The following is a 25,866-nucleotide window of genomic DNA, read 5'->3' on the forward strand; positions in this document are numbered from 1 at the left end:
TCCCGACTTCTCTGACCAATCGCACGCGCCCGGTAGCGCTGTGTCACGAAAATCGGCCCGGGCGGTAGGGAGAACCCCACCCCGGAGAGGCCGGCCCACGGGATGGGTCCGGCGGCCCGTGGCCCATAGCCTCGGGACATGACCGCAGTACCGCTGGCCACCATGCCCACCCCCACCACCCCCGTCCCCGGCCTCGGCCGGCGGCTCCTGCGCGACTCCGGCTACGTGCTGGCCGGCCTGCCGTTGGCGCTCGTCGGCTTCGTGGTGGCGGTGGCGGGGATCTCCCTCACCGCCGGGCTGCTGGTGACCACGCTCGGCCTGCCCGTCCTCGCCGGCACCCTGTACGCGGCCCGGGCGCTGGCCGATCTCGAACGGCTGCGGCTGCCCGCCGTGCTGCGCCAGCCCCGGGTCCGCCCCGTGTACCTGACCCCCGTGCCCGGGTCGGGCTACTGGCGGCGGCTCCTGGTGCCGATGCGGGACGCCCAGTCCTGGCTCGACCTGCTGCACGCCTTCGTCAAGCTGCTGGTGGCGCTGCCCACGTTCGTGCTGATGCTGGTGTGGTGGGCGGTGGCCATCGGCGGCACGCTCTACGTCGCCTACGACTGGGCGATCCCGCACGGCCCGGGCCAGCAGGACCTCAGCGAGCTGCTCGGGATGGGCGTCGGTCCCGTGCCGCGGATCGCGTTGAACACCTCGTTCGGGCTGTTCTGCCTGCTCACCCTGCCGCTGGTGGCCCGGGCCTGCGCCGGGCTCCAGGCCGGCCTGGCCCGCTCGCTGCTCACCGGCGTGGCCGAGATGCGGCACCGGATCACCACGCTGGAGGAGCAGAAGCGGGCCGCCGCCTCCGCCGAGGCGTCCGCGCTGCGCCGGCTGGAGCGGGACATCCACGACGGCCCCCAGCAGCGGCTGGTCCGCCTCGCCATGGACCTCAGCCGGGCCCGTCAGCAGCTCGCCGCCGACCCGGAGGCGGCCCGCCGGACGCTGGACGAGGCGGTCACCCAGACCCGGGAGACCCTCGACGAGCTGCGCGCCCTCTCCCGCGGCATCGCCCCGCCGATCCTGGTCGACCGGGGCCTGCCGAGCGCCCTGGCCGCCCTCGCCGCCCGCGCGCTGGTCCCCACCGAACTGGTGGTCGAGGACGACCTGGGCACGCCCGGCGGACGGCTGGACCCGGCGGTGGAGAGCACGGCGTACTTCGTGGTGGCCGAGGCGCTGACCAACGTCGCCAAGCACAGCCACGCCACCACGTGCCGGGTCGAGGTCACCCGCCGGGTCGGCCGGCTGGAGATCGGCGTGACGGACGACGGGGTGGGCGGCGCCCACCTGGCCAAGGGGCACGGTCTGAGCGGCATCGCCGACCGGGTACGCGCGGCCGGCGGCGTGCTCGAGGTGTCCAGCCCGGCCGGCGGGCCCACCCTCGTCCGCGCCGAACTGCCCCGCTGACGACGACCCGGAGGGCGGACCGGTGACCGAGGACGTGGTAGACAGCGGACCCATGCGGGTGGTGATCGCGGACGACGCCGTACTGCTCCGGGAGGGGCTGGTCCGGCTGCTGACCGAGTCGGGACACGAGGTGGTGGCGGCCGTCGGCGACGGGGACGCCCTGGTCGAGGCGGTGGTGAGGCACCGGCCGGACATCTCGGTGGTGGACGTGCGGATGCCGCCCTCGCACACCGACGAGGGGCTACGGGCGGCCGTGGAGGCACGCCGACGAGTGCCCCGTACGCCCGTCCTGGTGCTCTCCCAGTACGTCGAGGTGTCGTACGCGGACGACCTGCTCGCCACCGCCGGCGGCGCCGGCGGTGGCGGGATCGGCTACCTGCTCAAGGACCGGGTGGCCGCGATCGACGAGTTCCTGGACACGCTGGGCCGGGTGGCCGCCGGCGGCACGGTGCTCGACCCCGAGGTGATCGGCCAGCTGCTGGTCCGGCGGCGGCGCGACGACCCGCTGTCCTCGCTGACGCCGCGCGAGCGGGAGGTGCTCGCCCTGATGGCCGAGGGGCGCTCCAACACCGCGATCGCCCGGATCCTGGTGGTGAGCGACGGCGCGGTGGAGAAGCACGTCCGCAACATCTTCACCAAGCTCGACCTCCCCCAGGACGCCACGAACCACCACCGCCGCGTCCTGGCCGTCCTCACCCACCTCCGCGCCTAACCCCTGCCGCACCCCTGCCGCGCCCCGGCCCGGACGCGCGTTGATCATGAAGTTGTTGTCGCGACACGCCGACGCAGAGGACAACAACTTCATGATCAACGGGGTCAAGAGCGGGTCAAGGGAGGGTCAGGGGAGGGTGCGGGCGAGGGTTACCGCCTGGGTGAGGGTGTCGGCGACGGGGTGGCCGGAGGCGCGGAGGCGGGCGGGGTCGGAGAAGCCGCCGGTGTAGAGGACGCAGCGGGCGCCGACCGAGAGCGCGGCGTCGGCGTCGTCGAGAGAGTCGCCGATCAGCACCACCTGGTGGCCGCCGAGCCCCAGCTCGGCCAGGTGCTTCTCCAGCCACTCGGCCTTGGGGCCCCCGCCCACCGCGGCCCGCAGCCCGTCCACCCGGGCGAAGTGCGGAGTCAGCCCGTACGTGTGCACGGTCGGGACCAACTCGGCGTGGAACCACATGGACAGCAGGGACTGGCTGCCCGGCCAGGCGGCGATCGCGGCGGTGGCGTCGGCGGCCAGCGCGCAGCTGGTCAGCCCGGCCCGGTACGCGTCGTGGAAGATCCTGTCGAGTCGGCCGAACGTCTCGTCGTCGACCGCCCGCCCCAGCATCTCGGCGTAGTAGTCGGCGATCGGCCGGCGGAACCGCACCCGGTGCTCGGCGGCGGTGACCGCCGGCCCGCCGGCGCTGGCGAAGGCGACGTTGGTGGCGCGTACCACCAGGTCGAGGTCGTTGAGCAGGGTGCCGTTCCAGTCCCACACCAGGTGGCCGCGCGTCGAGGTCATCGCTGCACGATAAGGGGCCGGTCAGAGCTGTGGGGTGGTCAGGTCCCGCAGCAGCCGCCCCTCCTCGACCCGCCAGTAGCCGTGCTCCTTGCCGTCCAGCAGCACCACCGGCAGCCGGTCGCCGTACTCGCGTTCCAGCTCGACGTCGCCGGTGACGTCCTTCTCGATCCACCGGTCCCCGGTGACGGCCACCACCCGGTCGAGCGCCGCCTTCGCGTCCTCGCAGAGGTGGCAGCCGGGCCGGGTGATCAGGGTGAGCCGGGCGTCACGGCTGGACATCGGGTACCTCCGTGCGGATCTCGGTCGGCGGCGCCGGTGACGGCACCGGAGGCGCCACCGGGCGGAGCTCGGTCTTGCGTACCTTGCCGATCGCCGAGTACGGCAGGCTGTCGACGAACTCGACGGCGGTCGGGCACTTGAACCGGGCCAGGTTACGTGCGCAGTGGCCGAGCAGCTCCTCCGCCGTCACCGCCGAACCGGCCGCCCGCACCACGTACGCCCGGACAGTCTCGCCGGTTCGCGGGTGCGGCACCCCGAGGACGGCCGACTCGGCTACCCCGGGATGCGCCTGGAGCACCGACTCCACCTCGTGCGGGTACACGTTGAAGCCGTTGACCAGGATCAACTCGCCGAGCCGGTCGACCAGGAACAGGTCCCCGGCGTCGTCGGCGTACGCCACGTCGCCGGTGGCCCACCAGCCGTCCGCGTCCGGCCCGCCCCGCCCGTCCGGCCAGTAGCCGGCGAAGAGGTTGTCGCCCCGGACCACGATCTGCCCCGGGTCGGTGCCCGACGCGTCGTCGGAGAGGTCCAGCTCGTCGGCGTCCTCCTCGGCGGTGGGCACACCGTCGCGCCACAGGTCGACGCCGTCCGGCCCGATCAGGCGTAGCTCGACGCCGGGCAGCGGGCGGCCGATGGACCCGGGCGTGGGCTCGCCGCCGACCAGGGTGGAGGTGAGCACCGGGGCGGTCTCGGTGAGGCCGTACCCGACGTGCACCGGGTGCCCGGTGGTCTCGGTGAAGCGCGCCGCGACCGCCATCGGCAGCGGGGCCGCACCGCACACCGCCACCCGCACCGAGGCCAGCGCCGTCGCCGCCGCGTCGCCCGCGTCGGCCCAGGTCAGAAACATCGACGGTACGCCGACCAGCACGCTGACCCGGTGCCGGGCGAGGTCGGCGAGCGCCCCATCCGGGCCCAGCTCGTCGACCAGCACCCCGGTCGCCCCGTGGTGCACCACGGCCCCGAGCCCGGAGTTCAGGCCGTACGCGTGGAAGAGCGGCAGGGCGAGCAGCACGGTGTCGTCGGGCCCGATCACCGGCGGGTCGATCCGGCCGACCTGCTCGTGGTTGGCGGCCAGGGCGCGGTGCGACAGCATGGCGCCCTTGGGCCGGCCCTCGGTGCCGGAGGTGTAGAGCAGGACGGCGAGGTCGGCCCCGCCCCGGCGGGGCAGGTCGGCGGGAGCGTCACCGTCGGTGACCGGCGGGGCGGTGTGCACGGCGGCCAGTGCGGGCAGGTCCTCGCCGGCGATCCGCTCGCGGACCTCCGCCGCGCAGACCAGCGCGGCGGCCCCGGAGTCGGCGAGCACGTGCCGCAGCTCCCGGGCGGTGAAGCTCGGGTTGACCGGCACCGCCACCAGGCCGGCCCGGAGCACGGCGAGATACGTGACCACGAAGTCCGGGGTGTTGCCGAAGGCGATGGCGACCCGGGGCGGGTGGGCGTCCGCGGTCGCCGGCGGCACCGTCCCGGCCAGCGCGCGGGCGGTGTCGGTGACCGCGGCGTCCAGTTGGGACCAGGTCAGGGTCTGGTCGCGCCAATGCAGCGCGGGGCGGTCACCGTGGGCGGCCGCCGCCCGGCGGAGCCGGTCGGCGAGGTTCGGCGCGGAGCTGTCGGCTGCGTCCTGCACGGTGGCTGAGTCTGGCACAGCCGCGTCCGCCCGGCCACGCCCGAGCACGGGCCGGGCCGGGCCGGTCGTGCCGCAGCGGTCCTCCCGACGGGACCGGGCGGCAGCCCGCACGACCCGACTTCCGGGCATGAGGGGCCGCCCCGCCGGGCGGCCGCCGCGACACGCCGAGGGCGGGACGAAATCGCTCCGACCAGGACTTTCCACCCAGAACCAGGTTCCGATGCGAAAGTCAACCGCACACGACGGACAACGGGTCCGCCATCGGTGCGACGGGAGCGGAAATACTTCCGCCCTGTGTAACGGACTTGCCACGCGCGGGTGACGTTGGCCCTATCATCACTCGGGTCGGCTCACCCGATTTGCCGTGAGTCGACACCCCTCAGCCCGAGGAGGCCCCCGTGCCTGTGAGCGCATTGGACCAGCACCTCAAGGGGATCTGCCGCCCGTCGGCACGTCCCGGGACGATCCTGCCCGGCCGGGGCGTACCCGGCCCCGCCACGACGCCACGGCGGCCGGTGCGGCCGTGCCCGACCTGGATCGGGGAGGCGCGGTGACCACCTTCGGCTACGCGGAGCGGCCGACCGGGTTGACCGGCCCGACCCAGCGGACCCCGGTCAACGAGCGGCTTGAGCACGACGCCGCCCGGGCGCCACGCGGCGAGGGGGCCCGCCGGGTGCGCAACCGCTCCCACCACAACGAGACGCCGCAGCGCCCGGCGGTGCCCGGTGGCAACGCGAAGCCGGCCGCCGGCCGACTCGGTGCCCCGTCCCGGCCGACCATGCCGGCGCAGGGCCGGCGCACGGGCGACACCCCGGCGACCGCCGACCCGTCGGCCGGGGAGACCGCGATCCTGCCGGCGGTGCCGGCCGCCGACACCGCGGTGCTGCCCAAGGTGCCCGCCGACCCGGCACCCGCCACCGGCTACCCGAGCCGCCCCGATCCGTCCGACCCGGCCACCGAGGTCTGGGCCCTGGTCGAGCGGGCGCAGGCCGGCGAGGCCGAGGCGTTCGGGTTGATCTACGACCGTTACGTCGACACGGTCTTCCGCTTCGTCTACTTCCGGGTCGGCAATCGGCAGCTCGCCGAGGATCTCACCTCCGACACCTTCCTCCGCGCGCTCAAGCGGATCGGCAGCTTCACCTGGCAGGGGCGCGACCTCGGCGCGTGGCTGGTCACCATCGCCCGCAACCTGGTCGCCGACCACTTCAAGTCCGGCCGCTACCGGCTGGAGGTCACCACCGGCGACGTGCTCGACGCCGACCGGGAGGACCGGGGCCCGGAGGGCAGCCCGGAGGCCGCGGTCGTCGAGCACATCACCAACGTCGCGCTGCTCACCGCGGTGAAGCAGCTCAACCCGGAGCAGCAGGAGTGCATCGTGCTCCGCTTCCTCCAGGGCTTCTCGGTCGCCGAGACCGCCCGGGCCATGGGCAAGAACGAGGGCGCCATCAAGGCGTTGCAGTACCGGGCGGTGCGGGCCCTGGCCCGGCTGCTGCCCGACGGCTTCCAGCCCTGATCCGCACCGCTCCCCGCACCTGGACGAGACGCCGCGCCGCGGGGTCCGCCGTCCGTGACGACGATCACGCTTCGTGATTTCGTCGCCGACGGCCCCGTAACCGCCGACCGGCGCGGTCCGTTTCTCCGGGTGCGACCAGTGGTTGTCCGGCGTCCCCCGGGCCACCCGGTCCGGCGGTCGCGGCCGGCCGTCTCGGCCAGCCGTCGGCGTCCGCTGCCACCGGTCGCTGGTGACGACCACGGCCGCCCGGCCGTGACCAGTGAGAGGGGGTGCCTGCGGTGGACAGCAACCTCTTCTCCCGTCGGCGGGCCGAGCGATTCGCGCAACTCCTCGACGAGGCCAACGGCGGCCGGCGGCACCACGTCCGTTCCCGGGCCGACGACGAACTCGCCGCGCTCGTCGCGGTGGGCCAGCGGCTCGCCACCGACCGGCCGGCCGTCGAGGTCGACAAGGACTTCCGCGCCGGCCTGCGCGCGGCGCTGGTCGCCACCGCCGAGCGGGAGGGCGTCGGCAGCCCGGCGCGGAGCGGGACCGCCGCGGCGGGCACCGGCACCCGTGGTGCCCTGCTGCCGGCGGCGACCGGCCGGCGGATCCGCGCCCGCGGCGCGATCCTGGTCGGCGTGGCCGCCGGGGCGGTCGCCCTCTCCGGCATCTCCTTCGCAAGCGAGAACGCGCTGCCCGGCGACGCCCTGTACGGCATGAAGCGCTCGACCGAGCGCGCCCAGCTCGCCCTGACCAGTTCGGACATCAGCCGGGGCCAGCTCTTCCTCGACTTCGCCCGGACCCGGCTCGACGAGGCGGCCACCGTCCACGGTGACCGGTTCGGCTTCAGCGCCGTCCTCGACGACATGGACGCCGACACCCGGCAGGGCGTACGCCTGCTGACCACTGTGGCCGCGCAGCGCTCCGACCTGGCCGCGCTGGACGCGGTCGACGCGTTCCTCACCGGCCAGCGGCGCGCGGTCAGCGGGCTGCTCGACCGGGCGGACCACGCCGAGCGGGACCGCACCCGCCGGTCGCTGGCCCTGCTCGACGCGGTGGGTCGGCGGTCCGACGGGCTCCGCACGGCGATCGCCTGCGGGCTACCGGCGCCGGCCGCCAGCGACGCGCTGGGTCCCGCCCCGGTCGGCTGCCCCGGCAACCGCTGACCACTGGACGCCGTTCGCGCCACACTTCTCCGCGCGGACACCCGCCCGTCACACGCCGCCGGATAGGCTCGCCGGGGAAGACGTCCGCGGTCGCCGAGGGGAGGGAGGCGGTCATGGCCCGGAGCCGGAAGGTGACGGTCAGCACCGACGCCCACGGCCACACCGCCGGCTGGTCGGAGGCCCCGGAGGCATCCCCGACCACCCCGACGCCCGACCCCACCGCCGCCGCCTTCTTCGACGTGGACAACACGATGATGCAGGGCGCGTCGATCTACTGGTTCGCCCGCGGGCTGGCCGCGCGAAAGTACTTCACCACGGGTGACCTGGCCCGGTTCGCCTGGCAGCAGGCGAAGTTCCGGCTGCTCGCCACCGAGCACGCCGGGGACATGTCCCAGGCGAAGGATGCGGCGCTCGCCTTCATCCAGGGCTGGCGGGTGGACGACGTGGAACGGCTCGCCGAGGAGATCTTCGACGAGCTGATGGCGCCGCGGATCTGGGCCGGCACCCGCCGGCTGGCCCAACGGCACCTCGACGCCGGTGAGCGGGTGTGGCTGGTCAGTGCCGCACCGGTGGAGATCGGCCGGGTGATCGCGGCCCGCCTCGGGCTGACCGGGGCGATCGGCACGGTTGCCGAGGTGGTCGACGGGGCGTACACGGGCCGCCTGGTCGGCGACCTCATGCATGGTCCGGCGAAGGCCGAGGCGATCACTCAGCTCGCCGCGGTGGAGGGGCTGGACCTGGGCCGCTGCACCGCCTACAGCGACTCGGCCAACGACCTGCCGATGCTGTCCACCGTGGGTCACCCGGTGGCGGTCAACCCGGACGCGGCGCTGTTGCGGCAGGCGCGCGAGCGCGGCTGGGCCGTGCGCGACTTCCGCACCGGGCGCCGGGCGGTCAAGATCGCGGTACCGTCGACGGCCGCCGCCGGGCTGCTCGCCGGCGCGGTCACCGCTGGCCTGGCGCTGCACCGGCGCCGCCACCGCCCCGGCTGACCGCCCGGATGGTCAGGGGCCGAACGGGTCGGGGCGGCGTTCGAGCAGCTTGTGCAGGGTCTGCTGGATGGTCTCCCGCACCTGGTCGGCGAGGTTGAACACGACCAGCGGGTCATCGGCCGAGTCGCGCAGGTGCGCGGTGGGGATCGGCGGGCAGAACTCGATCAGCCACTTGCTCGGCAGCGGCACCATGCCCAGCGGCCCCAGCCAGGGGAACGTGGGGGTCACCGGGAAATACGGGAGCTTGAGCAGCCGGGCCAGCGGCTTGATGTCGGCGAGCATCGGATAGATCTCCTCGCCGCCGACGATCGCCACCGGCACGATCGGCGTGCCGGTACGCAGGGCGGCGGAAACGAAGCCGCCCCGACCGAACCGCTGGAGCTTGTAGCGGTCGGCGTAGAGCTTGCCGACCCCCTTGAAGCCCTCCGGGAACACGCCGACCAGCTCGCCGTTGCCGAGCAGCCGTTCCGCGTCCGGGTTGCAGGCCACCGTGCCGCCGGTCTTACGGGCGAGCTCGGAGACCACCGGCATCCGGAAGACCAGGTCGGCCCCGAGCAGCCGCAGGTAGCGGCGCATCGGGTGCCGGTCGTGCAGCGCCGCGGACAGCACCAGCGCGTCCAGCGCCACCGTGCCGGAGTGGTTGCCGACCACCAGGCCGGCCCCGGTGTCCGGCACGTGCTCTACGCCGCTGACCTCGGTGCGGAACCAGTCCCGGTAGAGCACCCGGAGCAGCGGGTGGAAGACCGCGTCGGTCAGGTCCGGGTCGAAGCCGAACTCGTCCACCTCGTAGTCGCCGGAGAGCCGCCGCCGCAGGAAGGCGAGCCCCTTGGCGACCTTCCGGTCCCAGTGGTCCCCGGGGCGGTCCGCCACGGCCGGCCCCGGCGCGGCGACCGGCCCGCCGGTCGCGCCGTCGTCCGGCCCGGACGCGGCCGGCTCGTCCGCGGAGGTGTCCGGCTCCTCCAGCGGCGCCGGGTCGGCGGCGGTCGCCGTCGGGCGGCGGTGTCCGTTGCGCCGCGCGGGCTCCCCGTCCGGTCCGGGCACGGTCAGCGGTACGTCGTAACGGGGCCCGCCCCGCTCCTCGGCGCCGCTCACGCCGGCGCCTCGCTTCGCTCCGCGGCGGCGCGAGGCGCCGCGCTACTGAGCCTGATGGTTCGCTCGCTCCGCTCGCTCACGGCCGCTCCCGGAGGGTGGAGCGGACCTGCCGGATGGTCTCCAGCACCAGTTGTTCGGCCGTGGCGAGCTGGGCCCGGGTCACCACCACGCCGCCGTGGTGCGCGCGGATGAAGTCGTCGAACGCGGCGGCGGTCGAGCGGGGCGTGAAGCCGTACTCGTGCTCCAGTCGGCTGGTGTCCACCACCCGACCGTGCACGAAGAGGTCGACCTGGTCCAACCCGTAACGGCCGAAGCCCAGGCTGCGGGCGATCGCGACGGCCCCGGAGAGTCCCGGCTCCAGCACCGGTACGGCCACCCGGCCGGCCCGGCGGATCGCCTGCGAGAGGGAGAGCACCCCCGGCCCGGCGACGTTGTAGGTCCCCGGGTGCTCCTCGGCGACCGACCGGTGCAGCACCTCCAGGGCGTCGTCGATGTGGACGAACTGGAGGCGGGGATCCCGGCCGAAGACCGTGGGCACGACCGGCTGGGCGAAGTAACGGGTGAGGGTGGTGTCCGCGGTGGAGCCGATGAACGGCGCGAAGCGCAGCACGGTCGCGGTGACGTCGGGCCGGCGGCGGCGGAAGCCGCGGACGTACCCCTCGATGTCGAGGATGTCGCGGCCGAAACCGCCGCGCGGCACCTCGCGCGGCTCGGTCTCCTCGGTGAAGACCGCCGGGTCGCGGAACGACGCGCCGTACGCGGCGGTCGACGACCGGACCACCAGCTTGCGCAGCCGGGGCGCCCGCTGGCAGGCGGCGAGCAGCTGCATGGTGCCGATGATGTTCTGTTCCTTCATCGCCGCCCGGCCGCCGTGCTGCGGGTCGGGCGCGGTGACCAGCGCCAGGTGCACCACCGCGTCCACCTCGAGGTCGGCGAGGAGACCGCCGAGGGAGTCGAGGTCGAGACGGATCCGCTCGACGCCGTCGAGCAGGTCGGCGAACTCGGGGTTGGGCGCCGGGTCGACCCCGATGACGCGGTCGATGCGGGAGTCGGCGGCGAGCCGGGCGGCCACGTGCGCGCCGAGGTAGCGGCCGACCCCGGTCACGACGACGACCCCCGGAGCACCCGAGGTGCCACCGGGGGTCATGTCATGCGCCTTGCGCGGCAGGCGGGATCGAGCCGGGACGTCCACGGCCTGATCACCTGAGCCTCCGAGGGTCGACAGTTGGCAAGTGCTGCCGAGCGCCGGGCCGGGGCCCGGCCCCGGTCACTTGCCGAGACGGCGACGCTGGACGCGGGTCTTGCGCAGCAGCTTGCGGTGCTTCTTCTTAGCCATGCGCTTGCGGCGCTTCTTGACCACCGAGCCCATACGACAGCCTTTCGATGCAACGTGCGGGGCGGACCAGATGACACCACCGCGGGTGGTGCCGGTGACCGCTTGCGGACAACGGACCGGACCAACGTGGTGGGCAGGGCACACCAGGGTGCGGTCACGGTCGGGTCCAGGGTAGCCGGAGTGCGTCAGCAGGACCAACGCGCCCCCGTCGATGCCCGTTACGTCGCACTCGACGGCGCGGCCGGCGCCGCGGTCAGGCGCTCTCCTGGAAGGCGCCGCGGAGGTACTCGTGCACGGCGTGCTCGGGCACCCGGAACGAGCGGCCGACCCGGACCGCGGTCAGCTCACCACTGTGCACGAGGCGATAGACCGTCATCTTGGACACCCGCATCACCGTCGCCACCTCGGCGACGGTCAGGAACCTGACATCCGACAGCCGACCGTCGGATTGCGACCCGGCCATGGCTCACCGACCCATCCCATGCCCGGCGCGTGCCGCCGGGCCGGTTGCTCCGGCCAGGCGAGCGACGCGCGTGTTACCAGTACGGTAGCGGGGCGGCTGTGACCGGCGCGATCCCTTCCTCCGATTGATCATGGGACGCTTGCCGTTTCCTGGCCCTTGACCTGGTGTTTTCCGCCCATGCGGGCCTCGCGTCCGGTTCGTGCCGGCGCGCCCAGGCACGGACGCTGCAGGCGTCACTCGGCCCGCAGCGCCACCACCGGATCCAGCCGGCCGGCCCGCTGGGCCGGGACCACCCCGAAGACGATGCCGACCGCCGCCGAGACCCCGAAGGCGAGCGCCAGCGACCACCAGGTGATGGCTGCCGGGATCGGCGAGAGCGCGTCGACCAGGAGCGCGCCGCCCACGCCGAGCGCCATCCCGGTCAGCCCGCCGATCGCGGTGAGCAGCACCGCCTCCAGCAGAAACTGCACCCCGATGTCCCGGGGTCGGGCACCGACCGCCTTGCGCAGGCCGATCTCGCGGGTCCGCTCGCGTACCGAGACCAGCATGATGTTGGAGACGCCGACGCCGCCGACCAGCAGCGAGATGCCGGCGATGGCGGCCAGTACGCCGGTCAGCACGCCGAGGATGTCGCCGAGCACGCCGAGGATCTGCTGCTGCGTCACGGCGCTGAACTCGGTGTCCGGGTGCCGGCGGGACAGTTCGGCGACGATCCGGTCGCCGAGCTCGCCGATCCGCTCCCGGTCGGGGGCCTTGACCGCGATGCCGTCGACCCGTTGAGTGCCCCAGAGCCGCTGCGCGGCGGTCACCGGGATGTGCACCTCGTCGTCCCGGTCCACACCGAGGCTCTGCCCGAGCGGCGCGAAGACGCCGATCACCCGGAACCGGACGCCGGCCAGGGCGATCTGCTGGCCGAGCGGGTCCCGGTCGGGGAAGAGCGCGTGGGCCACCGACGCGCCGAGCACCGCGACCCGGCGGCTGGTGTCCACGTCGGCGCCGGTCAGGTAGCGGCCCCGGGCCAGCGACCGGGTGAAGACCGACGGGGTGGTCTCCAGCACGCCCTGCACAGTGGTGAAGTCGGCGCGGGCGCCGGCCCGGGCGGTCGCGCCGGAGGCGATGGTGACGGCCACCCGTCCCGGGTCGCCCACCACCCGGGAGACCGCGTCCACGTCCTTGAGGGTCAGCGGTGAGACCACCGGCGCGGTGCCGACGTCGAGCTTTCCGGGGACCACCAGGAGCAGGTTCGAGCCGAGCCCCTCCACCTGCTGTTCGACCCTCTGCTTGGTGCCGGTGCCGATGGCCACCAGCAGCACCACCGAGGCGACTCCGATGATCACCCCGAGCATGGTCAGCGCGCTCCGCATCCGGTTGGCCCGCAGCGCGTCCCACGCCACCCGCCAGGCCTCGGCGACCCTCACGACCCACCCCCGCCCGGCCGGTCGTCCCCGTGCCCACCCTCGCCGGTGCGGTCCGAGGCGCCGGGGGAAAGGCGTCCGGTGGCTCCGGCGGCGCCACCGGAGCCACCGGACGGGCGCCCCGGGCCGCTTCCGGACACGGACCGGGGCCCCGCGCTGGGAGCGCCGTCCAGTGTCGCAGGTCGGTCGGCGGCACCCGACAGCGGTCGATCATGAACCGTGTCCGACCGCACCCGGCCGTCGCGTACGGCGATCTGCCGGCGGGCCCGGGCGGCCACCTCCTGGTCGTGGGTCACCATCACCAGGGCCACTCCGGACTCGGCGTTCAACCGCTCCAGCAGCTCCAGCACCGCCTCCCCGGTGGCGCTGTCCAGGTTGCCGGTGGGCTCGTCGGCCAGCAGCACCGCCGGATCGGTGACCAGGGCGCGGGCGATCGCCACCCGCTGCTGCTCGCCGCCGGAGAGCTGGTTGGGCCGGTGGTCCAGCCGGTGCCCGAGCCCGACCCGGCCGAGCATCGCCGCCGCGCGGTCCCGCCGTTGCCGCGCCCCGATCCCCCGATAGACCAGGGGCAGCGCCACGTTGTCCACCGCGGACGTCCGAGGCAGCAGGTGGAACGCCTGGAAGACGAAGCCGATGGTTTCGTTGCGCAGCGTGGCCAGCTCCGGCGGGGAGAGCGTGGCGACGTCCCGGCCGCCGATCACCAGCCGGCCGCCGGTGGGCCGGTCCAGCCCGCCGAGCAGGTGCATCAGCGTCGACTTGCCCGAGCCGGACGGCCCGACCACCGCCACGTACTCGCCGGGGTCGATGGTGAGCGACACCCCGTGCAGCGCGGCCACGGACACCCCGTCGAGCTGGTACGTCCGGGACACGTCGACCGCCTCGATGGCCGGCACCCCGACGGGCAGGGTCACCGCGCGCGACTGCGGGGCTCGCGGAACCAGCTCACTCCTCGCGCTCACCGGAGTTCCTGGCCGTCGCGGACCCGGTCGGTGCCGCGCACCACGATCCGGTCACCGGCCTGCACCCCGCTGACGATCTGCACCAGGTCCTGCCCCTGCACGCCGACGGTCACCGGCACCCGGTCGGCCTTGCCGTCCCGCAGCACCCAGACCGCGTCCCGGCCGTCGGCGGAGAAGACCGCCGAGGCGGGTACGGCCACCGCGTCGGCGGCCTCGCGTACCCGGAGGTGGACCACGGCGTTCATGCCGGGACGGGGCGCGGGCGCGGCCTCGCCCTCGCCGAGCCGCCCGGCACCGAGGCTGAGGCGTACCCGGTAGGTGACGCCGCCCCGGGCGGAGCTGGTGGGGAGCACGTCCACGGAGCGGACGGTGGCGTCGTACGTCGCCCCGGTCACCGCGTCCAGCTCGACGGCGGCGGTGAGGCCGGCCCGGACCAGCAGCACGTCGGTCTCGTCGACCTCGGCGAGCAGGCCGAGCTGGCCGGTGTCCACGATGGTGAGCACGGGTGTGCCGGCGGTGACCCGGCCGCCCGCGGGCACCGCGTCGTCCACGCCCGCCGGCGGGCCGCCCTGCCCGGCCGCCCCCAGCGCCGACGGGTCGATGTCCGCCGCGCCGCCGGCCGCCCCGAGCAGGCCGGTGAGGTCGGTCGGGGCCGCGGCCCGGGTGCCGCCCGGCTGCACCACCCCGGCGATCGGGGCGCGCAGGGTCAACGCGTCGACGGTCGCCTTCGCCAGGTCGTACGCCTGCTGGGCCTGAAGGCGCTGCGCGGTCGACAGGGCGCCGACGGCGCTGTTCAGCCCGGCCAGCCCGCGCTGCACGGCGGCGACCGCCCGGTCGGCGGCGCGGGCGGCCGACTCGTACTGCCGCTGGGCGGACTCGACCTGGAGCAGCAGCGCGGACCGCAGCTGCGGGTCGCCGATCTTCCCGGCGGCCTGACGCGCGGCGTCGAACGCCTCGGCGGCGGCCCGGTCGGTGCCGCGCCGGCTGCCGCCCAGGTCACCGACGCCGACGCCGCGGCCGGCCTGCTTCGCCGCGCGCAGCGCCGCGCGGGCCTGCCGGAGCCGGTCCTGGGCGGACGGCGAGTCGATCACGGCGAGCACCTGGCCGCGGCTGACCCGCTGCCCGGGTTGGACGCGCAGGCTGACCAGGGTGCCGTCGGCCGGCGCGGTGAGGGTGGCGGCGGCCCGGGCGGTCACGGTGGCCGGCGCGTCGATCACCTCGGTGACCGCCGACCGACCCACCTGGGCCACGGCGACCGGGGTGTGGTCGTCGGCGCACGAGGCGGCGGTGGTGCCGGTCAGGACGACGACGGCGAGCAGGGCGGTGACGAGGCGGGGGCGGGTGGCCGCGGGCAGCCGCGGCGGGTGGGGGCGGGCCACCCGGCCCATGCTACGACCGGCTGCACGGCGGCTCAGCCCGCCACCGTGCGGACGTACGCGACGCAGTCGTCGTGCAGGGCGGGCCACCGCTCGCCGAACACCCGGTCCGCGGCGTTGTCCAGGGACCGGTGCTCGTGCACCACCGCCCGGAAGAAGTCGAGCACCCGCGGCTCCCCGTACCGGTCGACCAGATGGCGTACGGCCAGGTAGCCGACGCCGTAGCTGCCGCCGACCCGGGTGTCGGCCGCGTCGTCGGCGGGCGCCAGCGAGTCGAGCCGGCCGTTCCACCCGCCGTGGACGAGGGTGCGCACCTCGGCCAGGCCCTCGTAGCGGCCCACCGGCTGGCCGTCCGCGCCCGCGTACTCGGCCAGCCCCTCCACCAGCCACCAGCTGGACCGGTCGGAGTAGCCCCGGTCGGGCAGCGACGCGGCATGGGTCAGCTCGTGCCGGAGCAGGTCGTCGACGCCGGTCGGGGTGACGCTCTGCGCGTTCAGCACGATGTCGTGGTGTCCCCCACCGACGCCGACCGCGTACCCGGCGGTCCACTTCGGGCGGCCACCGCCGTACCAGCGCCGCCACTCCGTCCGACCGGCGTAGAAGACCAGGTAGCGGTCCGGTGGGGAGCCGGCGACCGCGTAGCTGTCGGCGACCGCGGCGGCGGCCTCGGCCTGGGCGAGCAGCCCGGGAAGCTTGGCCCGCAGCGCCGGCGTGGTGGCGACGACGGTCCGCTTCCCGACCGCCACGGCCAGGTCACTCACCTCCCAGGGCCGCGCTCCGGCCGGCTTCGCCCGGGACTCCTCGACGGCGAGCAGCCGAGGCTCCTCGCCCACCAGGTGCCACCGGGTGCCGATCTCCACACTGCTCGGCGTGCAGCCGGGCAGCACGAAGCAGTAACCGACCGTCACCGTCAGCCGCCACTCCCCCGGGTGCCCGTCGACCGCCGTCGGCACACCGTCCGCCGCCGGCCGCCACACGGTGACCCGCAGCGCGCGCAGCGCGGCGTACCGGCGGGTGAGGTCGGGCCGGGCGGCCGGCTCGGCGACGGCGAGGAAGCCGGCTCGGTCGCCGCCGAGCAGCGCGGTGGCCTGGCGGTCGAGCTGCGCCGTCATCCGCGCGCCGAGGCGCCGCGCCGCCGCCGTGGCCGGGTCGTCCCCGCCCGCCGCCGGCCGCCCGGCCGCATCCCCCACCAACCCGACCAGAAGTACGCCGGAAACACCGCACGCCACCAGGGCGAGTACCAGCGCGAGCGCGGTCCAGAGCGGCCAGCGCCGGCGGGAACGCGGCGCTGCACCGCTCGGCGCAGGAGGTGGAGCGGGCTGCTCGCCATCGGCCACGGGAGTTGGGCCCGGCTGCTCGGCCTGCTCGTCACCGTCGGTCACCGGCGAAGGGTACGACCGATCGGGCGATCCGGCCAGAGCTCCGCGGGGCAAGGGCGCGCAACGCGGGGCGCGCAGGGCAGCCGGGCGTCCTGGTCTGCGCCGACTCAGACGGGGTCGCCGAGGAACGTGAGCAGGGCCTTGTCCACCGCCCAGAGGCCGACCAGCAGCACCCCGAGCACCGGCCGCCCGGCCAAGGCGAGCAGCAGCCCTCCGGCGGCGAAGCAGGCGGCCTGCACGGTGAGCTTGGCCGTCGCGGGCAGCGACACGCTGGCCTTCGGCGAGCAGAACAGGCCCCACACCACGGCGATCAGCAGCGGCGCGCCGAGGCCGGCGAGCAGCCGGACCGGCCAGCCGGCGTCGCGGGTGAAGCCCCACCAGCCGGCGGCCACGAGCAGCGCCAGTTCCAGCAGGAAGATGAGCCCCAGCAACGGCGCCTTCATCGGGACCTCCAGCCCCGGTAGGCGGTGTCCAGCGCGGACACCATCTGGTCGAAGGAGCGGTCGATGTCCCGGGGCAGGCCGAATCCGCCGGCCGCTTCGAGGGTGATGAAGCCGTGGACCGCGGCCCGGAACATCCGGGTCGCGTCGACGGCCGCGTCGCCGGTGAGGCCGTATCCGCGCAGGATCGCGTAGACCGCGCCGACGGCCCGCTCGGCGGCGGCGAGGTGTTCGGGGTCGGCGGGATCCGGTGCCCGCTGGGCGGCCGGGTAGCGGCCGGGGTGGCGGCGCGCGTACTCGCGGAACGCCGTGGCCACCGCGCGGAGCGCGTCGCCGCCGGCCCGGCCCGCGGCGGCGGTGGTCAGCTCGTCGGCCACCTCGGTGGTCGCCAGCACGGCGAGCTTCCGGTGCAGGTCGTCCGCGCCCTTGACGTGCTTGTAGAGGCTGGGCAGCGCCACCCCGAGCCGGCCGGCGAGCGCGGCCAGGGTGAGCCGGTCGTAGCCGACCTCGTCGGCGAGCACGGCCGCCTCCCGGACCACGGACGCCGGGGTGAGGCCGGCCCTAGGCACGGGAGGTCACCGCCAGGAACTCGACGAGGTCGGCGGCGGTGGCGTCGGGCTGGTCGGCGTGCGGGTAGTGGCCGGACTCGGCGATCATGCGGGCCTCGGCGGTGGCGAACAGCCGCCGGGCGGCCCGCGCCTCGGCGCCCGGATCCGGGAAGTCCGGGTCCTTCGTACCCATCAGCACCAGCACCGGCTGGCGCACGTCGCGGGTGCGTGCGGTCCAGTGCGGCTCGACCGGCGCGACCACGCCCCGCACCGCGGCCATCCGGCCGCGCAGCTTGGCGACCAGCTCCTTCCGGTACGCGGCGTCGTCGTCCGGCCGCCCGCACGGGAAGAGCGTGCGGTGGAACATCCCGAACAGCCGGGGGCTGCGCAGCACGACCGCCTGCGCCAGCCGCATGACCGGGTTCGGGTTCGGCACGGCGACGAACGGGCTGACCTGCACGATGCCGTTGACCAGCTCGGGCGCGTCGGCGGCGGCGAAGACCACGGCCGCCGCGCTGGACGAGCTGCCGACCAGGGTGGCCGGGCCGCCGCCGAGCGCCCGGACCACGGCGAGCAGGTCGGCGCCCACCTCGGCCGGGGCGTACGTGGGCCAGTGGGCGCTGGAGTCGCCGTGCCCCCGGACGTCGACCGAGGCCACCCGGTAGCCGGCCGCCACCAGCCGGGGCACCAGGTGCCGGAAGGCCGCCCGGTTCTCCCCCATGCCGTGCGAGAGGACCACCAGCGGCCCCTCCCCGTGGACCTCGTACGCAATCGTTCCGCCGTCCCGCGACACCTGGCTAGCTGTCATAGCCAGAAAGCTAATGCCATTAGCTTTCGCCGTCAAGCCTGCCCCGGAAACAAAACGGGCCGGCGGGACACCCGTCCCGCCGGCCCGTTCGCCGTTCGGTCAGCTCACTTCTTGGAGATCAGCGCGCGGCCGAAGAACGCCAGGTTGGCCGGGCGCTCGGCCAGCCGCCGCATCAGGTAGCCGTACCACTCGTCGCCGTAGGGGACGTAGGTGCGCACCGTGTAGCCCTCGCCGACCAGGCGGGCCTGTTCCTCGGGGCGGATGCCGTACAGCATCTGGAACTCGAAGCGGTCCGGCCCGCGGTCGAACCAGCGGGCCCGGTCCGCGCCGATGGCGATCAGCCGCGGGTCGTGGGTGGCCAGCATCGGGTAGCCGTCCCCGGACATCAGCACGTTCAGGCACCGCACGTACGACTTGTCCACCTCGCGGGCGGACTGGTAGGCCACCGACTCCGGCTCCTTGTACGCGCCCTTGCAGAGCCGCACCCGCGACCCGGCACCGGCCAGCTCGCGGCAGTCCGACTCGGTACGCCGCAGGTACGCCTGGAGCACCGCACCGGTCGACGGGTAGTCCTTGCGCAGCTTGGCGAGGATGTCCAGCGTCGAGTCGGTGGTGGTGTGGTCCTCCATGTCCAGGGTCACCGTGGTGCCCGCCGCGTCGGCCGCCGCGCAGATCGCCCGCGCGTTGTCGTAGCCGAGCTGCTCGTCGAACTTCTGCCCGAGCGCGGAGAGCTTCACGCTCACCTCGGCCGCCGGGGTGAGCTCGGCGGCGGAGAGCAGCCGCAGCAGCTTGAGGTATTCATCCCGGGTGGCGTTCGCCTGCTCGGGGGTGACGGTGTCCTCGCCGAGGTAGTCGAGGGTGACCGCCTGGCCGTCGGTGACGAGTGCGCGGGTCGCGCGCAGCGCGTCGTCGGTGCCGGCACCGGCGACGAACCGGCGGACGACGTCCCGGGTGAACGGGGCCGTCGCGACGAGCCGCTCGACCCGGGATGACCGGGAGGCGGCGAGGATGACGGTACGGAGCATGAGCTGAGCGTAACGCCCGGCCGCCGACCCCCGCCGGGGGGCGGCGGCCAACGTCACGCGGCGTTCACCCTGGGGGAAAGCAGGGGGCTGGCATCGATCAGCTACAACGATCTTGTGGAACGACACCCCCGACGCCGGCTCCGGTCGGCCACCGTGCAGCTCGGCGCGCTGACCGCCCTCGCGCTCGCCCTCTCCGGCTGCAACCTGACCGACGACGATGACGACTGCGCTCTCGGGCCGGCCGGCGGTGGCGGGGACAACGTCGCCATGGCGTCGCGGGTCCCGGCGCCCGCCGCCGCCCGGGACACCTCCGCGCCGGTCGCCGCGGCGCTGCCCGCGCGGGGCGGCTTCGGCACCCACCTCGCCTCCTGCGGCGGCTGAGGTGCGCCGCGAGGCCAGCGTCCCACGCCCCGACTGGGACGCCACCGTCCGCGCGCAGGGGCTGGTGTACGTCGACACCGAACTGCCCGACGGCGGGGTGATGTCGTACTGGGACGAGACCGCCGCGTACGCCTTCGGGCTGGACGAGGTGCTGCGGCTGGAGGAGGCGACCGAGGAGCTGCACCGGATGTCGGTGGCCGCCGCCGAGCACGTGGTGGCCCGCAACCGGTACGCGGAGTTCGGCATCCCGGCCTGGGCCGCCGAGGCGGTCGCCCGGTCGCTGCGGGAGGCCCCGCCCACCCTCTACGGCCGCTTCGACCTCTGGTACGACGGCTGCTGGCCGCCGAAGCTGCTGGAGTACAACGCGGACACCCCGACCGCCCTGGTCGAGGCGAGCATCGTCCAGTGGTACTGGCTGGAGCACACCCGGCCCGCGGCGGACCAGTGGAACAGCCTGCACGAACGGCTGGTCGGGGCGTGGGCCAAGATCGGCGCCGGCCTGCACGACCGCCGGGTGCACGTGGTCTGGTCCGCGGAGGAGGAGTCGGGCGAGGACCAGATCACCGCCGGCTACCTGACCGAGACGGCCCGCCAGGCCGGGCTGGACGTCACGCTCCTGCCGATCCAGGAGATCGGCTGGGACGGGCGGCGCTTCGTGGACGCCGCCGACCGGCCGGTCACCACCTGCTTCAAGCTCTATCCCTGGGAGTGGATGCTGGCCGAGCCGTACGGGCCGCCGGCGCTGGCGCCGGGCACCCCGACCACCTGGATCGAGCCGGCCTGGAAGCTGCTGCTGTCGAACAAGGCGCTGCTGGCGGTGCTCTGGGAGCTGTATCCGGACCACGAGTACCTGCTGCCGGCGTATCTGGACTCGCCGCGCGGGATGACCGAGTACGTGGCGAAGCCGCTGCTCGGCCGGGAGGGCGCCGCGGTACGCATCGTCGCGGGCGGCACCGAGATCACCAATCCGGGCAGCTACGGCGACGAGGGCTTCTGTTACCAGGAGTTCCGGGCACTGCCCGATTTCGCCGGCAATCGCATGGTGCTGGGGAGCTGGATCGTCGACGGCGAGTCGGCCGGTGCCGGGGTGCGGGAGAGCGCGAGCCTCATCACCGACAGTTACGCCCGGTTCCTCCCCCACTTCATCGACACGCCGCGAACGCCATGAGTCGTCTACCGTTGGTCTCGTGAACTTCGACGCGTACGCCCGGACCGGAGTTGATCTCGTCAACACCCGTCTGGACGACCTCGACGACCTGCGGGCCCTTTTTCCGGACGAGAACGCGTGGATGCGCGACGAGGTCACGGAGCGGGACCTGGCGATCCTCCGGCGGGCGCAGAAGCGCCTGCGCGACGTCTTCGAGTACGGCACCTCGGGCCGGGACGCCGCGGCGGTGGCGGAGCTGAACGCGCTGCTGGAGGCGTTCCCGGTGCAGCCACGCATCTCCGGCCACGACTCCAGCGACTGGCACATGCACGTGACCGGCCGGGGCGCCTCGGTCTCGTCGGAATACCTGGCCGGCGCGGTCTGGGGCCTGTCGGTCTGGCTCTGCGAATACGGCAGCGCCCGGTTCGGCGTCTGCGCCGACGAGCGCTGCGGCAACGTCTACCTGGACACGTCGTCGAACTGCTGCCGGCGGTTCTGCTCGGAGCGCTGCGCCACCCGCTCCCACGTGGCCGCCCACCGGGCCCGCAAGCGGGCCGCCGTCGGCGACCAGCTGGCCGTCCCGGCCCAGTCGGAACCGCTCACCCCGGTCAGCTGACCCCCACGTCAGGCGTCGACCGGGGACGGGGCGGTGAGGTGGGCGCGGGCGAATTCCAGCGCCTCGCGGAGGTCGGCCTCGCGCACCGCGCGGCTCTTCGCGCCCCGCGTGGTGACCTCCACCGCCACCGACCCGGTGAAGCCGCGGCCGGCCAGCGAGCGGAGCAGCTCGGCGCAGGGCTGGCCGCCGCGCCCGGGCACCAGGTGCTCGTCGCGCCCCTCGCCGGTGCCGTCGCCCAGGTGCACGTGGGCCAGGCCAGCCCCCATCCGGTCGGCCATCGCCAGGGCGTCGGTGTGCGAGGCGGCGCAGTGCGAGAGATCCAGGGTGTACGCGGCGTAGCCGGTGTCGGTCGGGTCCCAACCCGGGACGTACGGGACGAACTGCCGGCCGGCCATCCGTACCGGGTACATGTTCTCCACCGCGAAGCGCAGCCCGCCGAACTGCCCGGCGATCTTGTCGAGGCCGTCCGCGAAGTTGCGGGCGTAGTCCCGCTGCCAGGTGAACGGCGGGTGCACCACGACCGTGGGTGCCTCCAGCGTCTCGGCCAGCTCGGCGGCCTTGCGCAGCCGCTCCCACGGGTCGGGGCTCCACACCCGCTGGGTGACCAGCAGGCACGGCGCGTGCACCGAGAGGACCGGCACGTCGTAGTGGTCGGCCAAGCCGCGCAGCGCACCCGGGTCCTGGCTCACCACGTCGGTCCAGACCATCACCTCGACGCCGTCGTACCCGAGCGCCGAGGCGAGCTGGAACGCCGCCGCGGTCCGCTCAGGGAAGACCGAGGAACTGGAGAGGAGCACCGGCACGCGGGAAGTCACACCCTTCAGGGTAACCGCCTCCGCCGCAGCCCATCAGGACGAGCCTCCCCAAACCGCCCAGACCGACCCCGATCACATCGGCACCAGCTGATCCAGCCGGCGGAGGATGACCCCCTCCCGCAGCGCCCACGGGCAGATGTCCAACCGGTCCACGTCGAGCCGGCGCATCACCGCCTCGGCCACCACGGCACCGGCCAGCAGCTGGTGGGCCCGCCCCGCGCTGACCCCCTCCAGCTCGGGCAGTTGCGCCGGCGGGATGTGCCGGATGAAGCCGAGCACCTGCCGCAGCCCGGTCCGGGTCAGGCTGCGCGGGGCCCACAGCCCGGCGCTCGACGGGGCGGCCCCGGCCAGCCGGGCCAGCGTCCGGAACGTCTTCGAGCTGGCGACCGGCCGCTCCCAGCCCACCTCGGCCAGCTGCTTCACCACCGGGTCGAGCATGGTGTGGACGTACTCCCGCAGCTCCTCCACCGCCTCGGCCGACGGCGGCACGGCGCCGGACGGATCCACCCGCAGCCGCTCCCGGCTCAGCCGCCCGGCACCGAGCGGCAGCGAGATCGCGACGTCCGGCTCCTCGTCGATGCCGGCCGCCAACTCCAGCGAGCCGCCACCGATGTCGAGCGCCAGCAGCCGCCCGGCAGACCAGCCGAACCACCGCCGGACCGCGAGGAAGGTCATCCGCGCCTCGTCCGCGCCGGAGAGCACCTCCAGCCGTACGTCGGTCTCGTCGCGGACCCGGGCCAGCACCTCCCCGGCGTTGCTGGCGTCCCGGACCGCGGAGGTGGCGAAGGCGAGCAGGTCGTCGACCGCCAGCCCGGCCGCCGCGGCGCGGGCCATGCCGACGGCCTTGACCAGCCCGTCCGCGCCAGCCTCGGTCAGCGCGCCGTCCGGGCCGATCTGCTCGGCCAGCCGGAGCACCACCTTCTCCGAGTGCGCCGGCCACGGGTGCGCCCCGTGGTGGGCATCGACCACCAGCAGGTGCACCGTGTTCGAACCGACGTCGAGAACACCCAGTCGCATGGTGACGACACTAGGGCCAACACGTTTCCCCGGCTCGCCGGCCGGCCGGGCCGACCACGCGTACGCTGGTCCGGGTGACAGGCCAGATCGAGCTGCAGGTGCTGGTGGACGACCCGGACGATCCGCGCAGCCGGGAGGTGGAGCTGGACTTCCCCCGGGAGTGGATCGAGTTCGTCGACCCGGCGGACGAGAAGCACGTGATCCGCGCCGACCTGACCTGGCTGCTCTCCCGCTGGACGTGCATCTTCGGCAAGGGCTGCCACGGCATCATCGCCGGCCGGGGCGCGGACGGCTGCTGCTCGCACGGCGCGTTCTTCACCGACTCCGACGACGAGAAGCGGGTCCGCGCCGCGGTCAAGCGGCTCACCCCGGAGACCTGGCAGCACTTTCGCAAGGGCTTCAAGAACTGGACCGAGAACGACACCATCGACGGGAAGAACCCGGCCCGGCGTACGGCCACCCGGGACGCCGACTCGCCGTGCGTGTTCCTCAACGACGCCGACTTCGCCGGCGGGGGCGGCTGCGCGCTGCACGCCCAGGCGCTGCGCGACGGGGTGCACCCCCTGGAATACAAGCCGGACGTCTGCTGGCAGCTGCCGATCCGCCGGGACCAGGACTGGCACAAGCGGCCGGACAACACCAAGGTGCTGATCTCCACGATCGCCGAGTTCGACCGGCGGGGCTGGGGCGCGGGCGGGCACGACCTGGACTGGTGGTGCACCTCCTCCACCGACGCGCACGTCGGCGCCGAGCCGATGTACCTCTCCTACGGCCCGGAGCTGACCGCGCTGATCGGCGCCCCCGCGTACGCGAAGCTCGCGGAGCTGTGCGCGGCCCGGCTGCGCCAGGGCCAGGTCGCCCCCCACCCGGCCAGCGAGGGCTGACCCCGGCTACGCCGGCCCGTCGACGGGCAGGACGACCACCCCGTCGTCGTCGCTGTAGACGTGCGCGCCCGGCGCGAAGACGCAGTTGCCGAAGAACACCGGCACGTCCCGCTCGCCGGCGCCGGTCTTGGCGCTCTTGCGCGGGTTCGTGCCGAGCGCCTTGATGCCGATCGGGAGGGTATGCAGGGCGGCCACGTCCCGGACCGCGCCGTTGATCACCACGCCGGCCCAACCGTTCTCCGCCGCCGCGCCGGCGATGAGGTCGCCCATCAGGGCGGCGTGCACGGAGCCGCCACCGTCCACCACCAGGACGCGGCCCTCCCCCGGTTCGGCGACGATCGACTTCACCAGGGCGTTGTCCTCGAAGCAGCGCACCGTCACGGCCGGACCGCCGAAGGCCGGCACCCCGCCGAACTGGCGCAGCTGGGCGTCGCACGAGCCGAGGGTGTCGCCGTACCGGTCGTAGAGGTCGGCGGTCGTGGGAGTTTCCATGGTCGTCCTTTCAGTCGGGGTTCGGATCCGGGCGGTGCAGGCCGGTGGCGGCGACGGCGGCGCCGGCCAGGCCCGCGGCGGTGCAGGCGAGCACGCCGGCCGCGCCGGCACCGGCCGCCAACACGCCGGCGGCGCTGGGGATGAGCACCTGCCCGAGCCGGTTGCCGGTCAGCCGCAGCGACATCGCCCGGCCGCGCAGCCCGGGCGGCGCCGACTCGGCCAGGAACGACATGGTCAGTGGCTGTCCCGCGCCGAGACCGAGGCCGGCGACGGTGACCACCACGGCCATCGCCCAGAACGGCAGCGGCGGCAGCAGCAGCGCCAGCCCGGTGGCGGAGAGGGCAACCGTGCCGATCAGCAGCCGGCGCCGGCCGATCGCGGCAACCAGCCGGCCGAGCCCCAGCCGCGAGAGCATCGACGCGACCGCGCGCAGCCCGAGCAGCAGGCCGATCTCGCCGGCCGCGATGCTCCGCTCGGCGCCGAGGGCGGGCAGGTAGACCAGGGTGATGTCGACCGCCGCGAGGACCACGCAGCTGACCGTGAGGGCGCGCACCAGCCCGGGCTGGCGGAGCAGGTCCCGCATCCCGCCAGCGGCCGGTCCCGCCGCGGCCCGGTGGTGCGCCGACGGGCGGAGGAACGCGGCGGCGACCAGGAGCGGCACGGCCAGCGCGGCGGCGCCGAGGAAGATGGCCCCGGTGTCCGGGATGGGCCGGTCCCCGCCGAACACCACGATCAGGCCGGGCCCGAGCGCCTGCCCCAGCGAGGCGGCGAAGGTGTAGTAGCCGAACGCCGCGTCGTAGCGGTCGGCCGGGGTGCGGTTGGCGACCAGCGCCTGCTGGGCCACCACCGCGCAGAGATGGGCGGTGCCGAGCAGCATGCTGGCCAGCACCAGGCCGGCCACCGAGCCGGCGAGCAGCACGAAGCCGAGGCCGGCGGCGGCGAGCAGGGCCGACCCGGCGAGCGCCACCCGGCGCTCGCCGAACCGGTCGACCGCGTGCCCGCTCGGCACGGCCAGCAGCAGCGGTACGACGGCGAAGCTGGCACCGAGCACGCCCAGCCACGCCCCCGGCACGTCCAGTTCGAGCGCCCGGTACGCGGACGCCGGTCGGAGCATGAAGGTGACCGCCTGCAGCACGACGGTGTGCGTGAGCAGCAGGGCGGTCTGGGCGCGCCCGGGAGCCGCCAAGC

28 protein-coding genes are annotated in these 25,866 nt (G+C 74.7%); 9 read left to right on the forward strand and 19 right to left on the reverse strand.

The features are described from left to right. The first annotated feature begins 138 nt into the window (after positions 1 to 138). Together ACY34I_RS08885 and ACY34I_RS08890 are read left to right on the forward strand one after the other, a co-directional pair. Complete coding sequence (locus tag ACY34I_RS08885) at positions 139 to 1,443, forward strand: sensor histidine kinase (protein ID WP_462754126.1); 1,305 nt, start codon at positions 139 to 141, stop codon at positions 1,441 to 1,443. Between the two features lie 52 nt (positions 1,444 to 1,495). After that, complete coding sequence (locus ACY34I_RS08890) at positions 1,496 to 2,155, forward strand: response regulator transcription factor (protein WP_462754159.1); 660 nt, start codon at positions 1,496 to 1,498, stop codon at positions 2,153 to 2,155. 126 nt (positions 2,156 to 2,281) lie between these two features. Here the strand turns inward: ACY34I_RS08890 and ACY34I_RS08895 are convergent, their stop codons facing one another. From ACY34I_RS08895 to ACY34I_RS08905, 3 genes are read right to left on the reverse strand one after another with little or no spacing between them, the layout of a single operon-like run. After that, positions 2,282 to 2,932: an HAD family hydrolase gene (locus ACY34I_RS08895; protein WP_462754127.1), complete on the reverse strand. Its 651-nt coding sequence runs from the start codon at positions 2,930 to 2,932 to the stop codon at positions 2,282 to 2,284. Positions 2,933 to 2,953: 21 nt separating this feature from the next. Beyond that, positions 2,954 to 3,211, reverse strand: a complete 258-nt coding sequence (locus tag ACY34I_RS08900) for a glutaredoxin family protein (RefSeq protein ID WP_462754128.1) — start codon at positions 3,209 to 3,211, stop codon at positions 2,954 to 2,956. Next, on the reverse strand, positions 3,198 to 4,832 hold the full coding sequence (locus tag ACY34I_RS08905; RefSeq protein WP_462754129.1) for an AMP-binding protein: 1,635 nt from the start codon (positions 4,830 to 4,832) through the stop codon (positions 3,198 to 3,200). Before ACY34I_RS08905 ends, ACY34I_RS08900 begins: the two co-directional genes overlap by 14 nt. Before the next feature lie 550 nt (positions 4,833 to 5,382). Here ACY34I_RS08905 and ACY34I_RS08910 point away from each other — a divergent pair. From ACY34I_RS08910 to ACY34I_RS08920, 3 genes are all read left to right on the forward strand, one after another. Next, complete coding sequence (locus tag ACY34I_RS08910) at positions 5,383 to 6,345, forward strand: ECF subfamily RNA polymerase sigma factor, BldN family (protein ID WP_462754130.1); 963 nt, start codon at positions 5,383 to 5,385, stop codon at positions 6,343 to 6,345. Between the two features lie 278 nt (positions 6,346 to 6,623). Next, on the forward strand, positions 6,624 to 7,493 hold the full coding sequence (locus ACY34I_RS08915) for a DUF5667 domain-containing protein (protein WP_462754131.1): 870 nt from the start codon (positions 6,624 to 6,626) through the stop codon (positions 7,491 to 7,493). 113 nt (positions 7,494 to 7,606) lie between these two features. Then, a complete protein-coding gene (locus ACY34I_RS08920) occupies positions 7,607 to 8,485 on the forward strand; it encodes an HAD family hydrolase (RefSeq protein ID WP_462754132.1) in 879 nt (292 codons plus the stop codon). A gap of 12 nt (positions 8,486 to 8,497) precedes the next feature. Here ACY34I_RS08920 and ACY34I_RS08925 read toward each other — a convergent pair whose 3' ends face one another. The 12 genes from ACY34I_RS08925 to ACY34I_RS08980 form a co-directional block, all read right to left on the reverse strand. Then, positions 8,498 to 9,355 carry a lysophospholipid acyltransferase family protein gene (locus ACY34I_RS08925; RefSeq protein ID WP_462754160.1) on the reverse strand — a complete coding sequence of 286 codons (858 nt, stop codon included), beginning with the start codon at positions 9,353 to 9,355 and terminating at the stop codon, positions 8,498 to 8,500. Positions 9,356 to 9,653: 298 nt separating this feature from the next. After that, positions 9,654 to 10,724 (reverse strand): NAD-dependent epimerase/dehydratase family protein, encoded by a 1,071-nt coding sequence (locus tag ACY34I_RS08930; RefSeq protein ID WP_462754133.1) that lies wholly within the window; start codon positions 10,722 to 10,724, stop codon positions 9,654 to 9,656. 120 nt (positions 10,725 to 10,844) lie between these two features. After that, entirely contained in the window at positions 10,845 to 10,946 is a 102-nt protein-coding gene (locus ACY34I_RS08935; protein WP_007465623.1) for a 30S ribosomal protein bS22, read from the reverse strand. Positions 10,947 to 11,166: 220 nt separating this feature from the next. Next, positions 11,167 to 11,376 (reverse strand): helix-turn-helix domain-containing protein, encoded by a 210-nt coding sequence (locus ACY34I_RS08940; RefSeq protein WP_073834429.1) that lies wholly within the window; start codon positions 11,374 to 11,376, stop codon positions 11,167 to 11,169. A 233-nt stretch (positions 11,377 to 11,609) separates the two neighbouring features. Continuing rightward, a complete protein-coding gene (locus ACY34I_RS08945; RefSeq protein ID WP_462754134.1) occupies positions 11,610 to 12,794 on the reverse strand; it encodes an ABC transporter permease in 1,185 nt (394 codons plus the stop codon). Beyond that, positions 12,791 to 13,696: an ABC transporter ATP-binding protein gene (locus ACY34I_RS08950; protein ID WP_462754161.1), complete on the reverse strand. Its 906-nt coding sequence runs from the start codon at positions 13,694 to 13,696 to the stop codon at positions 12,791 to 12,793. The genes ACY34I_RS08945 and ACY34I_RS08950 overlap by 4 nt, the downstream gene beginning before the upstream one ends. Positions 13,697 to 13,746: 50 nt before the next feature. Beyond that, entirely contained in the window at positions 13,747 to 15,138 is a 1,392-nt protein-coding gene (locus tag ACY34I_RS08955) for an efflux RND transporter periplasmic adaptor subunit (protein WP_462754135.1), read from the reverse strand. Between the two features lie 23 nt (positions 15,139 to 15,161). Continuing rightward, entirely contained in the window at positions 15,162 to 16,508 is a 1,347-nt protein-coding gene (locus tag ACY34I_RS08960; RefSeq protein ID WP_462754136.1) for a hypothetical protein, read from the reverse strand. Positions 16,509 to 16,612: 104 nt separating this feature from the next. Beyond that, positions 16,613 to 16,948 (reverse strand): YrdB family protein, encoded by a 336-nt coding sequence (locus tag ACY34I_RS08965; protein ID WP_462754137.1) that lies wholly within the window; start codon positions 16,946 to 16,948, stop codon positions 16,613 to 16,615. Then, positions 16,945 to 17,514, reverse strand: coding sequence for a TetR/AcrR family transcriptional regulator (locus ACY34I_RS08970; protein ID WP_462754138.1), 570 nt, complete (start codon positions 17,512 to 17,514; stop codon positions 16,945 to 16,947). Before ACY34I_RS08970 ends, ACY34I_RS08965 begins: the two co-directional genes overlap by 4 nt. Beyond that, positions 17,507 to 18,301 (reverse strand): alpha/beta fold hydrolase, encoded by a 795-nt coding sequence (locus ACY34I_RS08975; protein ID WP_462754139.1) that lies wholly within the window; start codon positions 18,299 to 18,301, stop codon positions 17,507 to 17,509. The genes ACY34I_RS08970 and ACY34I_RS08975 overlap by 8 nt, the downstream gene beginning before the upstream one ends. A gap of 104 nt (positions 18,302 to 18,405) precedes the next feature. Further along, the gene (locus tag ACY34I_RS08980; protein ID WP_148793307.1) at positions 18,406 to 19,326 is read right to left on the reverse strand and encodes a proline dehydrogenase family protein; all 921 of its coding nucleotides are present in this window, start codon (positions 19,324 to 19,326) and stop codon (positions 18,406 to 18,408) included. Between the two features lie 114 nt (positions 19,327 to 19,440). Here ACY34I_RS08980 and ACY34I_RS08985 point away from each other — a divergent pair, with 114 nt between their 5' ends. From ACY34I_RS08985 to ACY34I_RS08995, 3 genes are read left to right on the forward strand one after another with little or no spacing between them, the layout of a single operon-like run. Next, on the forward strand, positions 19,441 to 19,707 hold the full coding sequence (locus tag ACY34I_RS08985) for a hypothetical protein (protein ID WP_462754140.1): 267 nt from the start codon (positions 19,441 to 19,443) through the stop codon (positions 19,705 to 19,707). Between the two features lies 1 nt (position 19,708). Then, positions 19,709 to 20,875, forward strand: coding sequence for a glutathionylspermidine synthase family protein (locus ACY34I_RS08990; protein WP_462754141.1), 1,167 nt, complete (start codon positions 19,709 to 19,711; stop codon positions 20,873 to 20,875). 19 nt (positions 20,876 to 20,894) lie between these two features. Beyond that, positions 20,895 to 21,470 carry a CGNR zinc finger domain-containing protein gene (locus ACY34I_RS08995; protein WP_148793305.1) on the forward strand — a complete coding sequence of 192 codons (576 nt, stop codon included), beginning with the start codon at positions 20,895 to 20,897 and terminating at the stop codon, positions 21,468 to 21,470. An 8-nt stretch (positions 21,471 to 21,478) separates the two neighbouring features. Here the strand turns inward: ACY34I_RS08995 and ACY34I_RS09000 are convergent, their stop codons facing one another. Next, positions 21,479 to 22,285, reverse strand: coding sequence for a sugar phosphate isomerase/epimerase family protein (locus ACY34I_RS09000; RefSeq protein WP_462754142.1), 807 nt, complete (start codon positions 22,283 to 22,285; stop codon positions 21,479 to 21,481). A 72-nt stretch (positions 22,286 to 22,357) separates the two neighbouring features. Further along, the gene (locus ACY34I_RS09005) at positions 22,358 to 23,302 is read right to left on the reverse strand and encodes a Ppx/GppA phosphatase family protein (RefSeq protein ID WP_462754143.1); all 945 of its coding nucleotides are present in this window, start codon (positions 23,300 to 23,302) and stop codon (positions 22,358 to 22,360) included. A gap of 74 nt (positions 23,303 to 23,376) precedes the next feature. Between ACY34I_RS09005 and ACY34I_RS09010 the strand changes: the two genes are divergently transcribed. Then, positions 23,377 to 24,186 carry a hypothetical protein gene (locus tag ACY34I_RS09010; RefSeq protein ID WP_462754144.1) on the forward strand — a complete coding sequence of 270 codons (810 nt, stop codon included), beginning with the start codon at positions 23,377 to 23,379 and terminating at the stop codon, positions 24,184 to 24,186. A 6-nt stretch (positions 24,187 to 24,192) separates the two neighbouring features. Here ACY34I_RS09010 and rraA read toward each other — a convergent pair whose 3' ends face one another. After that, positions 24,193 to 24,678 carry a ribonuclease E activity regulator RraA gene (gene rraA, locus ACY34I_RS09015; RefSeq protein ID WP_462754145.1) on the reverse strand — a complete coding sequence of 162 codons (486 nt, stop codon included), beginning with the start codon at positions 24,676 to 24,678 and terminating at the stop codon, positions 24,193 to 24,195. 10 nt (positions 24,679 to 24,688) lie between these two features. Beyond that, entirely contained in the window at positions 24,689 to 25,864 is a 1,176-nt protein-coding gene (locus ACY34I_RS09020; protein WP_462754146.1) for an MFS transporter, read from the reverse strand. Between the last annotated feature and the right edge of the window lie 2 nt (positions 25,865 to 25,866).

The organism is Micromonospora sp. RTBAU3-60 (assembly GCF_054963695.1).

What these genes read in the sequence shown, in the direction of transcription:
- ACY34I_RS08885 (WP_462754126.1), top strand. Translation starts at nt 139, where the DNA reads ATGACCGCAGTACCGCTGGCCACCATGCCCACCCCCACCACCCCCGTC.
- ACY34I_RS08890 (WP_462754159.1), top strand. Translation starts at nt 1,496, where the DNA reads ATGCGGGTGGTGATCGCGGACGACGCCGTACTGCTCCGGGAGGGGCTG.
- ACY34I_RS08895 (WP_462754127.1), bottom strand. Translation starts at nt 2,932, where the DNA reads ATGACCTCGACGCGCGGCCACCTGGTGTGGGACTGGAACGGCACCCTG.
- ACY34I_RS08900 (WP_462754128.1), bottom strand. Translation starts at nt 3,211, where the DNA reads ATGTCCAGCCGTGACGCCCGGCTCACCCTGATCACCCGGCCCGGCTGC.
- ACY34I_RS08920 (WP_462754132.1), top strand. Translation starts at nt 7,607, where the DNA reads ATGGCCCGGAGCCGGAAGGTGACGGTCAGCACCGACGCCCACGGCCAC.
- ACY34I_RS08930 (WP_462754133.1), bottom strand. Translation starts at nt 10,724, where the DNA reads ATGACCCCCGGTGGCACCTCGGGTGCTCCGGGGGTCGTCGTCGTGACC.
- ACY34I_RS08935 (WP_007465623.1), bottom strand. Translation starts at nt 10,946, where the DNA reads ATGGGCTCGGTGGTCAAGAAGCGCCGCAAGCGCATGGCTAAGAAGAAG.
- ACY34I_RS08940 (WP_073834429.1), bottom strand. Translation starts at nt 11,376, where the DNA reads ATGGCCGGGTCGCAATCCGACGGTCGGCTGTCGGATGTCAGGTTCCTG.
- ACY34I_RS08955 (WP_462754135.1), bottom strand. Translation starts at nt 15,138, where the DNA reads ATGGGCCGGGTGGCCCGCCCCCACCCGCCGCGGCTGCCCGCGGCCACC.
- ACY34I_RS08965 (WP_462754137.1), bottom strand. Translation starts at nt 16,948, where the DNA reads ATGAAGGCGCCGTTGCTGGGGCTCATCTTCCTGCTGGAACTGGCGCTG.
- ACY34I_RS08975 (WP_462754139.1), bottom strand. Translation starts at nt 18,301, where the DNA reads ATGACAGCTAGCCAGGTGTCGCGGGACGGCGGAACGATTGCGTACGAG.
- ACY34I_RS08980 (WP_148793307.1), bottom strand. Translation starts at nt 19,326, where the DNA reads ATGCTCCGTACCGTCATCCTCGCCGCCTCCCGGTCATCCCGGGTCGAG.
- ACY34I_RS09005 (WP_462754143.1), bottom strand. Translation starts at nt 23,302, where the DNA reads ATGCGACTGGGTGTTCTCGACGTCGGTTCGAACACGGTGCACCTGCTG.
- rraA (WP_462754145.1), bottom strand. Translation starts at nt 24,678, where the DNA reads ATGGAAACTCCCACGACCGCCGACCTCTACGACCGGTACGGCGACACC.